14 protein-coding genes and 2 tRNA genes are annotated in these 11,991 nt (G+C 66.9%); 13 read left to right on the forward strand and 3 right to left on the reverse strand.

What is annotated here, in order from left to right; genetic code table 11:
- The first annotated feature begins 15 nt into the window (after window positions 1–15).
- The 5 genes from ftsB (at window position 16) to truD (ending at window position 4,007) form a co-directional block, all read left to right on the forward strand.
- On the forward strand, window positions 16–345 hold the full coding sequence (gene ftsB, locus B1991_RS12305) for a cell division protein FtsB (RefSeq protein WP_136258982.1): 330 nt from the start codon (window positions 16–18) through the stop codon (window positions 343–345).
- Window positions 342–1,040 carry a 2-C-methyl-D-erythritol 4-phosphate cytidylyltransferase gene (gene ispD / locus B1991_RS12310; protein WP_136258983.1) on the forward strand — a complete coding sequence of 233 codons (699 nt, stop codon included), beginning with the start codon at window positions 342–344 and terminating at the stop codon, window positions 1,038–1,040. Before ftsB ends, ispD begins: the two co-directional genes overlap by 4 nt.
- Window positions 1,037–1,510: a 2-C-methyl-D-erythritol 2,4-cyclodiphosphate synthase gene (gene ispF / locus B1991_RS12315; RefSeq protein ID WP_136258984.1), complete on the forward strand. Its 474-nt coding sequence runs from the start codon at window positions 1,037–1,039 to the stop codon at window positions 1,508–1,510. Before ispD ends, ispF begins: the two co-directional genes overlap by 4 nt.
- Entirely contained in the window at window positions 1,507–2,901 is a 1,395-nt protein-coding gene (gene mgtE, locus B1991_RS12320) for a magnesium transporter (protein WP_136258985.1), read from the forward strand. Before ispF ends, mgtE begins: the two co-directional genes overlap by 4 nt.
- A 92-nt stretch (window positions 2,902–2,993) precedes the next feature.
- Window positions 2,994–4,007, forward strand: coding sequence for a tRNA pseudouridine(13) synthase TruD (gene truD / locus B1991_RS12325; protein ID WP_136258986.1), 1,014 nt, complete (start codon window positions 2,994–2,996; stop codon window positions 4,005–4,007).
- 72 nt (window positions 4,008–4,079) lie between these two features.
- Here the strand turns inward: truD and B1991_RS12330 are convergent, their stop codons facing one another.
- On the reverse strand, window positions 4,080–4,631 hold the full coding sequence (locus B1991_RS12330; RefSeq protein ID WP_136258987.1) for a Smr/MutS family protein: 552 nt from the start codon (window positions 4,629–4,631) through the stop codon (window positions 4,080–4,082).
- 324 nt (window positions 4,632–4,955) lie between these two features.
- Here B1991_RS12330 and surE point away from each other — a divergent pair, with 324 nt between their 5' ends.
- Genes surE through B1991_RS12350 form a run of 4 tightly spaced genes read left to right on the forward strand, consistent with a single transcriptional unit; the run spans window position 4,956 to window position 8,058 of the window.
- Window positions 4,956–5,750, forward strand: a complete 795-nt coding sequence (gene surE, locus B1991_RS12335; RefSeq protein WP_136258988.1) for a 5'/3'-nucleotidase SurE — start codon at window positions 4,956–4,958, stop codon at window positions 5,748–5,750.
- Between the two features lie 3 nt (window positions 5,751–5,753).
- Window positions 5,754–6,449: a protein-L-isoaspartate(D-aspartate) O-methyltransferase gene (locus B1991_RS12340; protein ID WP_136258989.1), complete on the forward strand. Its 696-nt coding sequence runs from the start codon at window positions 5,754–5,756 to the stop codon at window positions 6,447–6,449.
- Entirely contained in the window at window positions 6,449–7,054 is a 606-nt protein-coding gene (locus B1991_RS12345; RefSeq protein ID WP_136258990.1) for a YqaA family protein, read from the forward strand. Before B1991_RS12340 ends, B1991_RS12345 begins: the two co-directional genes overlap by 1 nt.
- 41 nt (window positions 7,055–7,095) lie before the next feature.
- Window positions 7,096–8,058, forward strand: coding sequence for a peptidoglycan DD-metalloendopeptidase family protein (locus B1991_RS12350; RefSeq protein WP_136259044.1), 963 nt, complete (start codon window positions 7,096–7,098; stop codon window positions 8,056–8,058).
- Window positions 8,059–8,083: 25 nt separating this feature from the next.
- Here the strand turns inward: B1991_RS12350 and B1991_RS12355 are convergent, their stop codons facing one another.
- On the reverse strand, window positions 8,084–8,461 hold the full coding sequence (locus tag B1991_RS12355; protein WP_136258991.1) for an Mth938-like domain-containing protein: 378 nt from the start codon (window positions 8,459–8,461) through the stop codon (window positions 8,084–8,086).
- Entirely contained in the window at window positions 8,461–8,757 is a 297-nt protein-coding gene (locus B1991_RS12360) for a YhbY family RNA-binding protein (RefSeq protein WP_136258992.1), read from the reverse strand. Before B1991_RS12360 ends, B1991_RS12355 begins: the two co-directional genes overlap by 1 nt.
- 79 nt (window positions 8,758–8,836) lie before the next feature.
- On the opposite strand from B1991_RS12360, the gene rlmE reads away from it, so the two are divergent.
- From rlmE to B1991_RS12380, 4 genes are all read left to right on the forward strand, one after another.
- Window positions 8,837–9,490 (forward strand): 23S rRNA (uridine(2552)-2'-O)-methyltransferase RlmE, encoded by a 654-nt coding sequence (rlmE, locus tag B1991_RS12365; RefSeq protein WP_136258993.1) that lies wholly within the window; start codon window positions 8,837–8,839, stop codon window positions 9,488–9,490.
- On the forward strand, window positions 9,483–11,441 hold the full coding sequence (ftsH, locus tag B1991_RS12370) for an ATP-dependent zinc metalloprotease FtsH (RefSeq protein ID WP_210772126.1): 1,959 nt from the start codon (window positions 9,483–9,485) through the stop codon (window positions 11,439–11,441). The genes rlmE and ftsH overlap by 8 nt, the downstream gene beginning before the upstream one ends.
- Window positions 11,442–11,645: 204 nt before the next feature.
- Window positions 11,646–11,722: transfer RNA gene (locus B1991_RS12375), tRNA-Arg, on the forward strand.
- A gap of 176 nt (window positions 11,723–11,898) precedes the next feature.
- Window positions 11,899–11,975 (forward strand) — tRNA-Pro (locus tag B1991_RS12380).
- Window positions 11,976–11,991 lie beyond the last annotated feature (16 nt).

Genomic DNA, 11,991 nt, shown 5'->3' on the forward strand with positions numbered 1-11,991 from the left:
CCCGGACCCGCTGCCGTGCTGCGCTGGGTCGCCTTGCTGTTGCTGCTGCTGCTGGCCGGATTGCAGCTGAAGCTGTGGTTCGGCGGCGGCAGCATGCAGGAGGTGGACAGTTTGCGCGTGGCAGTGAACAAGCAGACCAGCGACAACGCGCGCCTGCAGAAGCGCAACCAGGCGCTGGCCGCCGACGTGCACGATCTCAAGCATGGCGACCAGGCGGTCGAGGCGCGAGCACGCACCGAGCTGGGGCTGATCAAGCCCGGCGAGGTGTTCTACCAGGTGGTCGAACCCGCGCGCGCGGGCAGCTCGCCGGCCACGGCCGCCTCCGCTGCGCGCGGCTCGCCATGACCGGCACCACGTTGTGGTGCGTGGTGCCGGCGGCCGGGCGGGGCGTGCGGGCCGGCGGCGACTTGCCCAAGCAATACCAGTTGCTGGCCGGCCGGTCACTGATCGAACACACCCTGGAGCGTCTCGCCGTGCATCCGCGGATCGGCGGTCTGCTGGTGACGCTGGCGGCCGATGACCGGCACTGGCCGGGTCTGCACGACGTGCGTGGCAAGCCGGTGTTGACCGCCATCGGCGGCGCGCAGCGCAGCGAATCCGTGTTGGCCGGGCTCGACGCCCTGCCGGAGCGTGTGGGCAGCGAGGAGTTCGTGCTGGTGCACGATGCGGCGCGCCCTTGCGTACGGCCGAACGACATCGGTCGCCTGATCGAGCAGGGCACTCAGGGCGACGGCGGCCTGCTCGGCGCACCGCTGCGCGACACGCTCAAGCACGCCGATGGCGACGGACGCGTGGAGCGTACCGAGTCGCGCGAGTCGCGCTGGCGCGCGTTCACGCCGCAGATGTTCCGGCGCGGCCCGTTGGCGGCAGCCCTGCGCGAGGCAAACCGGCAGGGAGTGGCCGTCAGCGACGAGGCGATGGCGATGGAACTGGCCGGTTTCTCGCCGTTGCTGGTCGAGGGTGCCGAAGACAACATCAAGGTGACCACGGCGGCGGACTTCGCGCTGGCGGAGTTCCTGCTCGCAAGGACAAGCTCATGAGGATAGGCAGCGGTTTCGACGTGCACGCATTCGGCGAGGGCGACCACGTCATGCTCGGTGGCGTGCGCGTGCCGCATGGTCGCGGCGTGGTGGCGCACTCCGATGGCGACGTGGTGATCCACGCGCTGTGCGATGCCATCTTCGGCGCGCTGGCGCTGGGCGACATCGGTCGCCATTTTCCACCCACCGACGCGCGCTGGCGCGACGCGGACAGTCGTCAGTTCCTGCGTCACGCGGCAGTGCTGATGGCCCGGCATGGTTACACGCTGGGCAACGCCGACGTCACCGTGATCGGCGAGGCGCCAAAGGTCGGCCCGCACGCGCAGGCCATGCGCGAAAACCTGGCTGCCGACCTGGACAGCGAGATCGGTCGCATCAGCGTCAAGGCCACTACCACCGAAAAACTCGGCTTCTGCGGCCGGGGCGAAGGGATTGCCGCGCAAGCGTGTGTCCTGCTGGAGCGCGCGTGACCGAAGTAGAAGCCCGCAGCGCCGCGAACCGGCTGCACGACCAGCTCGAAACCATCGTCGAGCTGCTGCACCGGCACGAGGAGGGCGGCCGGCTGCCGGCAGACGCGCTGGCCGAATTGCGCCAGCAGCTGGACGAACTGCACTCGGCCGACATCGCCTTCATCCTCGAATCGCTGCCGCTGGATGACCGCCTGGCGGTCTGGCAACTGGTCAAGGCCGACCGCGACGGCGAGATCCTGCTGGAAGTCTCCGACGCGGTGCGCGAGTCGCTGATCGCGGACATGGACCGCCACGAGATCCTCGCGGCAGCCGAGACGCTGGATGCCGACGAACTGGCCGACCTGGTCGAGGACCTGCCCACGGCGATGTTGCCGGAGTTGATGGCCAGCCTGGACACGCAGCAGCGCGAGCAGGTGCAGTCGGCACTGTCCTACGAGGAGGATCAGCTCGGCGCGCTGATGGATTTCGAGATGGTCACGATCCGCGAGGACGTGAGCCTGGAGGTGGTACTGCGCTACCTGCGCCGCTGGGAAGAGCTGCCGCCGCAGACCGACAAGCTGTTCGTCATCAACCAGGACAACCTGCTCACCGGCGTGTTGCCGCTGCACTGGCTGCTGGTCAATTCGCCCGAGCGCATGGTCAGCGAGGTGATGGCGCCGGACGTCAACACCTTCCACCCCACCGACGACGCCTACGACGTGGCGCAGGCGTTCGAGCGCTACGACCTGGTGACCGCGCCGGTGGTGGACGAGAGCGGCCACCTGATCGGCCGCATCACCATCGACGCCATGGTCGACGTGATCCGCGAGGAGAGCGAAAGCGAGGCGCTGGGGCGGGTCGGCCTGCGCGAGGAGGAGGACATCTTCGCCTCGGTCTGGGCCAGCCTGCGCAACCGCTGGCTGTGGCTGGCGATCAACCTGATGACCGCCTTCATCGCCTCGCGCGTGATCAGCCTGTTCGAAGGCTCGATCGAACGCCTGGTGGCGTTGGCCGCCTTGATGCCGATCGTGGCAGGCATCGGCGGCAACTCCGGCAACCAGACCATCACCATGATCGTGCGCGCGCTGGCGCTGAACCAGATCAGCGCCGACAGCGCGCGGCGGTTGTGGCGCAAGGAGATGGCCGTGGCGCTGCTGAACGGTCTGGTGTGGGGCGGTGTCATCGGCATCGTGGCGTGGCTGCTCTACGACAGTGCCTCGCTGGGCCTGGTGATGACCGCGGCGATGACGCTCAACCTGCTGCTGGCGGCCTTCGCCGGCGTCGGCATCCCGATGTGCATGACCCGTTTCGGCCGCGACCCGGCGCTGGGCTCCAGCGTGCTGATCACGGCGATGACCGACAGCGGCGGCTTCTTCATCTTCCTCGGCCTGGCCACGATCTTCCTCTTGTAGGAGCCCGCTCGCGGGCGAAGCCTTCATTGCAGGAAACGGACACAGGGAGTCGCAAGAGCATCTGCAGGCGATCGATGGTTACAGGATTCCACATGCAAGAACTTCCCCGTGCGTTCGGCGAACCGCCACTGACTGCGCGTCTGCGGACCAGTCCCGAGGATTTCCTGGTCGAGGAGATCCTCGGTTACGACGCCGATGGTGCCGGCGAGCACCTGCTGCTGTGGGTGGAGAAACGCGGCGCCAATACCGACTGGGTCGCCCGCGAGCTGGCGAAGTTCGCCGGCGTGCCGCCGGTTGCCGTCGGCTATGCGGGGCTCAAGGATCGCCACGCCGTGACCCGGCAGACCTTCTCGGTGCAACTGGCCGGCCGGCCCGCCCCGGACTGGTCGACGTTCCCGCACGCGGAGGTGAAAGTGCTGGCGGCGACGCGGCATTCGCGCAAACTCAAGCGCGGCGCCCTGCGCGGCAACCGTTTCGTGCTGGTGTTGCGCGAGGTGAGCGGCGATCGCGCGCGTGCGGAGTCGGTGCTGCAGCAGATCGCCGCGCACGGTGTGCCGAACTATTACGGCGAGCAGCGCTTCGGCCGTGAAGGCGGCAACGTGGCGCAGGCGCGCGCGATGTTCGGTGGGCGCCGGATGGATCGCGACAAGCGATCGTTCCTTTTGTCGGTCGCGCGTTCGCACATCTTCAATGGCGTGCTGGCGGCGCGGGTCGAGCGCGACGCGTGGGACCAACCGATGGACGGCGAGATCTGGTCGCTGGCCGGTTCGCGCTCATGGTTCGGGCCGGAACCGTTCAGCGACGAACTGGCCGCCCGCCTGGCGCGCGCCGACATCCATCCGTCGGGTCCGCTGTGGGGGCAGGGCGAACCGCCGAGCCAGGGCGAAGCCGGTGCGCTGGAGCGCGAAGTTGCCGCAGCGGACGAAGACCTCGCCGCCGGGCTGGCCGCCGCGCGCATGGACCAGGAACGCCGCCCCCTGCGGTTGATCCCGCACAACCTCCGCTGGCGCTGGCAGGACGACGAGGCGCTGGAGCTGTCGTTCGAGTTGCCCGCTGGCGCATACGCCACTGTCGTGGTGCGCGAGCTGGCGAAAGGCGAGGAGTGAGTAAAGGAGGAGTGAGAAGTGAGAGAAAGCACGAGCGCACCCGCTCCTCTCTCACTTCTCACTCCTCTCCACTCACTTCTGCTCTTTCAGCAAGACGATCACCGCGCCGGTGCCGCCTTGCGCCGCGCGCGCCGAGGCGAACGCAATCACGTCGTCGCGCCGGCGCAGCATGCGGTCGGTGAGTGCTTTCAGCACCGGGCCGGCGGCCTTGGAACGCAACCCCTTGCCGTGGACGATGCGCACGCAGCGCACGCCGGCCTGCCGTGCTTCGGCCAGGAACGCGACGATGCTGGCCTGGGCCGCGGCCGCGTTCATCTGATGCAGGTCCAGCTCGTCGCCCACGCTGAACTGGCCGCGCTTGAGTTGCCGCAGCAGTCTGGGCGGATAACCGTCGCGCAGGTAGCCGAGTTCCTCGCCGACTTCGAGCGTGGCGGGATCGAAATCCATGTCCAGCAACTCGCTGGCGACGGCGGCTTCGTCGGCTTCGAACATGCGTGGGTGTGGCGCGGGCCTTTCCGTCGCCGGCGGTGGCGCCATCGGAGCGAGTCGCTGTACCTCGCCAATGGCGTCGCGGAACAGGCGGCGGTCCTCGTCGGTGATCCGGGGCGGGTTGGGTCGCTTCATGTGCGCATCCTAGGGCAACGCTGCTCAAGTATCGCCGCCGTCATCACCTCATCATTTCAGATTCAACGCGTTGAGGCCCACCCTCTCTGTCCGCATACCTTCGGTCCACGGCCAGTCTGCCTTCGCCTGCGGCCCTGTGGTCTGCGAACACAGAGGCTGGGTGACGGTGGTGATACTCGAGCAGCGTTGCCCTGACCAGAAGCGGACAGACCATGCGATGAATCCCGGTGAAACTTGGGGGCGCGCTACGGTAGACTTGCAACCATCATGCAATCGCCACGCACGGGCTGCGGGGCGCGCGCAGTCAGTTTTCGACGGAGCATCATGCGAGTTCTGGTCAGCAACGACGATGGCGTGGATGCGCCGGGCATCCGCGTGTTGGCAGAGCGCCTGCAGGCGGTGGGCGAGGTCACCGTGGTGGCGCCGGATCGCGACCGCTCCGGGGCGAGCAATTCGCTGACGCTGGACGCACCGATCCGCGTGCTGCCGATGGGCAATGGCTACTACCGCGTGGCGGGCACGCCCACCGACTGCGTGCACCTGGCGCTGGCCGGCCTGCTCGACGACGAACCCGACATGGTGGTGTCCGGCATCAACAACTCGGCCAACCTGGGCGACGACGTGATCTATTCGGGCACGGTCTCGGCGGCGATGGAAGGGCGTTTCCTGGGGCTGCCGGCGATCGCCGTGTCGCTGGTCAGCCATGACCACAAGGGCGTGCATTACGACTCGGCGGCAAAAGCCGTGCTGCTGCTGATGCAGAGGCTGCTGGTCGATCCGCTGCCGGCCGACACCATCCTCAATGTCAACGTGCCCGATCGGCCGTGGGCGGAAATCGAGGGCTTCGAGGTCACCCGCCTCGGTCGTCGCCATCGCGCCGCGCCGTGCATCGCACAGACCGATCCGCGCGGACGGCCGATGTGGTGGATCGGCCCGGCCGGTGAGGTGGACGATGCCGGCCCCGGCACCGATTTCAACGCGGTACATCGCGGCTTCGTCTCGGTCACGCCGATCCACGTCGACCTGACCCGGTTCCAGGCACTGGACAAGGTCAGCAGCTGGATGAAGACGCTGAGCGACGGCATGACCGGTCGCCGCAGCAAGGGCGAGGCGGCCTGACCGATGACCACCTACCCGTTGCCGGCAGCCCAGCTCAAGGGCGAGGGAGTGACCTCGCAGCGTGCCCGTAACCGGCTCGTCGCGACCTTGCAGGACGCGGGCATCCGCGACCCGCGCGTGATCGAGGTGATCCGCACCGTGCCGCGCCATCATTTCATCGACCAGGCATTGCAGTTGCATGCCTACGAAAACGACGCGCTGCCGATCGGCCACGGCCAGACCATCTCGCAGCCATGGGTGGTGGCGCGCATGACCGAGGCCCTGCTGGAGCATTTCGAAGGCCAGAAAGACATGCCGCGCAAGGTGCTGGAGATCGGCACCGGCTCGGGTTACCAGGCGGCGGTGCTGTCGGCGCTGGTGGGCGAGGTGTATACGGTCGAGCGCATCGAGGCGCTGCTGCGCCAGGCCCGGCGCCGCTTCCGCCAGCTCGGCCTGACCAACCTGCGCTCGCGCTATGACGATGGCAAGCTGGGCTGGCCGGACGAGGCACCGTTCGACGCGATCATCCTCACCGCCGCGGGCGACACCATTCCGAACCGCATCCTCGAACAGCTCAACCCCACCGGCGTGCTGGTGGCGCCGGTCGGCTCGCCCAGCCGGCAGAACCTGATCCGCATGCGCGGTGACGGCAAGGGCGATTTCGCGCTGGAGGAACTGGGTGCGGTGAGTTTCGTGCCGCTGCTGGGTGGCATCGGCTGATGCGCCTGTTCGAACCGCTTTACGCCCGCGCACTGGTCTGGGCTCGCGCGCCGCGCGCGTTGTATTACCTGTGCGCGCTGAGCTTCTTCGAGGCGTTCATCTTTCCGATCATGCCGGAAGTGATGCTGGCGCCGATGATGCTCGGCAAGCGGCTCAAGGCGTTCTTCTACGCCAACATGTCGCTGCTGTTCTCCCTGCTTGGCTCGGTGGTGGGCTACGCGCTGGGCCACTGGGCCTACGAGTCGGTGAAGCCGCTGCTCAGCCTGCACATGCAGGAGGTCATCACCACGTGGGTAGGCAACCTGCGCACGGACATGAACGAGCATTGGCTGACCATGTTGGGCGCGTTGATGCTGGCCGCGCTGCAGCCGGTGATCCCGATGAAGTTCGTGACCTGGGCGGCCGGCATCGTGGGCGTGCCGATCCTGCCGTTCCTGGCTTGCATGGCGGTCGGCCGCGGCAAGCGCGTTTGGCTGCTGGCGTTGTTGATCCGCCTGTTCGGCGAACGCGCCGAACGCACGCTGCACAGGAACATCGAGTGGATCGGCCGGGGTGCGCTGGTGCTGCTGGCCGTGCTGCTGGCGTGGTGGCTGTGGCCACGCTGATTCGCGGCGCGGCGCGCATGAAAATGGCGGCGCGCCTCGGTATGCTGGACCGCATGGATCATTCAGTTCGTTTTCTGTGCCTGGTCATGATGGCGGCGTTGCTGGTCGGCTGCGGCACCATGCGCAGCTCGGTCGTGATCGAACCCGCTGCGGGCAGCTACTCGTCGACCACTGCGGTGCCGTCCTCGCGCGCGGCGCGCACGCCGATTCCCGGCGGCAGCTACGTGGTGGAGAAGGGCGATACGCTTTATTCCATCGCCTTCCGCAAGGGTGTGGATTTCCGCGATCTTGCCCAGTGGAACGCCATCGCGGCGCCGTACACGATCTGGCCGGGGCAGCGCCTGACGTTGTCGCCGCCGGCGACGACGACATCGGCGGTGGCGCGTACGCCGAGCACTGCCGCCGGTTCCCCCCGGGCGTCCGGCGTGGCCGCCACGGCTCCGGTATTCGAGCCGGTCACCGAAGCCTCGCCGGCTGCGGCGGCAACACGTCCCGCCATTCCTTCCGCCGCACCCGTGGCGCATGCGCCGGCGGCAGACACGGTGCCGGTGGCCGGCGTTTCCGTCACGCCGCCAGCGAAGGCGCCACCGGTCGCCAAACCGGTGGCCGCAGGCCCGGCGCGTGACGTCGGCGGGGTGAGTTGGCGCTGGCCGGTGGAAGGCGGGTCGGTGGTCGGCCGCTTCAACAGCAGCGATGCAATTCCCGGCATCGAGATCGCCGGCGATTCAGGCGATCCCGTGCGTGCCGCCGCCAACGGCGTGGTGGTCTACAGCGGCAACGGCCTGGTTGGCTATGGCGAACTGGTCATCATCAAGCACAGCGACAGTTTCCTGTCGGCCTACGGGCACAACCGCAAGCGCCTGGTGAAGGAAGGCCAGCAGGTGACGGCGGGGCAGCAGATCGCCGAGATGGGTTCCACCGGCACGACCCGCAACGAGCTGGAATTCCAGATCCGCAAGAACGGCAATCCGGTGGACCCGCTGAGTTACCTGCCGCCACGCTGATTGCGGCGGTGCGGAATGTGCTCGATCAGGCGGGCGGCAGGATGAAGCCGGCCACGACCTGCCGATCCTCGCCGGCCAGCAGGTTGTAGGTACGGGCGGCGGCCGCGTTGTCCATCACCTCGATGCCGATGCCCTTGCGCAGGAAGCCGGCCATGAATGCCGCGGTCGGGAACACCTGGCGCTCGCCGGTGCCCACGATCACCACCTCGGGCTTCAGTGCCAGCAGCGCCGGGACGTCGTCGACGCCCAGGTTGCTCGCGGCCGCCACCGGCCATGCTTCGGTGACGCCGGCGGGGGTGAGCAGGAAGCTGTGTTCGACGACCCGGTCGAGCAGGGTGACGCTGCGTGCGTCAACCCGACGCACCAGCAGATAGCCCTCGGCCTGGTCCAGTGACAGGTCCATCAGCGGGGCAGCGCAATCCGTGGTTCGTCGGCATTGCGCCGGAACAGCACCACGATATGGCCAATCTGGTGGATGGTTTCGGCGCCGGTACCGCCGGTGAGCACGTCGATCTGCGCCTGCCGCTCCTGCTTGTCGCCGCCGGAGAGCTTCACCTTCACCAGTTCGTGGATGTCCAGGGCCTGGCCCAGTTCCTTCACGACGGCCTCGGTGGCGCCCTTGTTGCCCAGCAGCACGACGGGTTTCACGTCATGGGCGAGGCCGCGCAGGTAGCGGATCTGCGAGGGGGTAAGCGGCATGGGCGGGCCAGGTTCACGATCGAGGGACTGCACAGGGTATCATGCAACGGCCCTTTCCCGATCAGATATTCCCTTAGACATGGCCCGCAGCAAGAGCAGCGCAGTCTGGCTGCGTGAACATTTCAACGACGAATACGTCAAGAAGGCACAGGCCGAAGGGCTGCGTTCACGCGCGGTCTACAAGCTGGAGGAGCTGATCGAGCGCGACAAGCTGCTGAAGCCGGGCATCAACGTGGTGGATCTGGGCGCGGCGCCGGGCAGCTGGTCGCAGCTGGTGCGCAACCGGCTGGGCGACAGCGGCAAGGTGTTCGCGCTGGACATCCTGCCGATGCAGAGCATCGCCGGGGTGGATTTCCTGCAGGGCGATTTCCGCGAGGAAGCGGTGCTGCGCCAGCTGGAGGCCCGCCTGGAGGGGCACCGGCTGGATCTTGTACTGTGCGATATAGCCCCCAACATGAGTGGTGTGGCGCTTGCCGACCAGATTCGGGCGATGGCACTGGCGGAGTTGGCGCTGGATTTCAGCAGGCAGTGGCTCAAGCCGGGCGGCTCGTTCCTGGTCAAGCTGTTCCAGGGAGTCGGTTTTGACGATTACTTGCGTTGCTTGCGCGCGGACTTCAGTCGCGTGACGATGCGTAAACCCAAGGCCTCGCGCGCGCGTTCGCGTGAGGTGTATGCACTGGCGACCGGGCGCAAACCCGCTGCGATGCCACTGGCGAGTACTGTTCATGAATGAAACGGCAAAAAACGTGTTGCTCTGGGTGATCATCGCGGTGGTCTTGTTCACCGTGTTTGAAAGCTTCAACCCCCGCAGCAGCCGTTCATCCGACCTGGCCTACAGCGCGTTCGTGCAGAACGTGAGCAGCGGCAATGTCTCCAGCGCCACCATCAGCGCCGATCAGCCGGCCACCATCAGCGGCAAGCTGAAGGACGGCAGCCCGTTCCGGACGGTCGCGCCGATGCTGGGCTTCTCCACCAATGCGGTGGTCAAGCAGATGCAGGACCAGGGCGTGGAAGTGCGCCAGGACCCCTCCGAGGGCTTCTCGCTGATCGGCCTGCTGATCAGCTGGCTGCCGGTGCTGCTGATCGTCGGCGTGTTCATCTGGTTCATGCGCCAGATGCAGTCCGGTGGCGGCGGTCGCGGTGCCATGAGCTTCGGGCGCTCGCGCGCCAAGCTGCAGGGCGAGGACCAGATCAAGGTCAATTTCAGCGATGTTGCCGGTTGCGACGAGGCGAAGGAGGAGGTCGGCGAGCTGGTCGAGTTCCTGCGCGACCCGGGTCGTTTCCAGAAACTGGGCGGCAAGATCCCGCGCGGCGTGCTGATGGTGGGCCCGCCCGGCACCGGCAAGACGCTGTTGGCCAAGGCGATTGCCGGCGAGGCGAAGGTGCCGTTCTTCTCGATCTCCGGGTCCGACTTCGTCGAGATGTTCGTCGGCGTGGGTGCCAGCCGCGTGCGCGACATGTTCGAGCAGGCCAAGAAGCACGCGCCGTGCATCATCTTCATCGACGAGATCGACGCGGTCGGCCGCCATCGCGGCGCCGGTCTGGGCGGCGGTCACGACGAGCGCGAGCAGACCCTGAACCAGCTGCTGGTCGAGATGGACGGTTTCGAGGGTACCGAGGGCGTCATCGTGATCGCCGCGACCAACCGCCCCGACGTGCTCGATCCGGCGCTGCTGCGGCCGGGCCGTTTCGATCGCCAGGTGGTGGTCGGCCTGCCGGACGTGCGCGGGCGCGAGCAGATCCTCAAGGTGCACATGCGCAAGGTGCCGATCGCCAGCGACGTCAATGCGATGACGATCGCGCGCGGCACGCCGGGCTTCTCCGGTGCCGACCTGGCCAACCTGGTGAACGAGGCGGCCCTGTTCGCCGCGCGCGAGAACGCCCGCGAGGTTCGCATGAGCCACCTGGACAAGGCGCGCGACAAGATCCTGATGGGCAGCGAGCGTCGGTCGATGGCGATGAGCGAGGACGAGAAGAAGCTCACCGCCTATCACGAGGCGGGCCATGCCATCGTGGGTCGCCTGGTACCGGAGCACGACCCGGTCTACAAGGTGACCATCATTCCGCGCGGGCGCGCGCTCGGCGTCACCATGTACCTGCCCGAGGGCGACAAGTACAGCATCAACCGGGTGGCGATCGAATCGCAGTTGTGTTCGCTGTACGGCGGACGCGTGGCCGAGGAGTTGATCTTCGGCAACGACAAGGTCACCACCGGTGCGTCCAACGACATCGAGCGCGCCACCAAGATGGCGCGCAACATGGCGACCAAGTGGGGCCTGTCCGACGAACTGGGCCCGATCACCTACGGCGAGGACGAGGACGAGGTGTTCCTCGGTCGCTCGGTGACCCAGCACAAGAGCATCTCCAACGAGACGGCGAGCAAGATCGACGAAGTCGTGCGTGGCATCCTCGACCGCGCCTACGCGCGCAGCAAGGAGCTGCTCACGGCGAACCTCGACAAGCTGCACGTCATGGCCGATGCGCTGCTGCAATACGAGACGATCGACGCCCACCAGATCGACGACATCATGGCCGGGCGTCAACCCGGTCCGCCGGCGGACTGGAGCAAGAACGCTTCGGGTGGGTCGACACCACCGCCACCGCCGCCGAAGAGTGACGCGGGAGCACCGGTGGGCAAGGTCGGCGACCCTGCCGCGCAGAGTCGCGCTTCGCTGGGCGAGTGACGGGAAACCGCGGGCAGGGTGCGAACTCCTGCCTGCGGCCTTCTGCAAACGACCACGACGAGTGGTGGCGTCCCCCAATTGGAGATGAAGAAATTTCGCGAAAAGGGTTGACGCATGCGCGCGGAGTCTGAATAATTCCGCTTCTTGCTTCAGCGCCTCGATGCCAAGGCATCGCTGCACTGGACGACAAAGTTTTTTTTCAGTGCGCCCGTAGCTCAGTTGGATAGAGTACCTGGCTACGAACTAGGTGGTCGGGAGTTCGAATCTCTCCGGGCGCACCATTTTTATTCGGTGAAGCGGGGTGCTTGCACCCCGTTTCGTTTTCATCGCGACATGGCTTCGCGGCGATGGAAACGACAGTTTCAAGTGGATGGTGCGGCTTGTACGGATTGACTGGGCCAGGCGTCACCCGTAACATTTCAAGGCTTCGATGGTGCGTGTATCGAGGGCTCGAAACCGGGGTATAGCTCAGTCTGGTAGAGCGTTGCGTTTGGGACGCAAAAGTCGGGGGTTCGAATCCCTCTACCCCGACCAGCAACATGTTCTACTG

This window comes from Rhodanobacter lindaniclasticus (assembly GCF_004799035.1).
In the GTDB taxonomy this organism is placed as follows: domain Bacteria; phylum Pseudomonadota; class Gammaproteobacteria; order Xanthomonadales; family Rhodanobacteraceae; genus Rhodanobacter; species Rhodanobacter lindaniclasticus.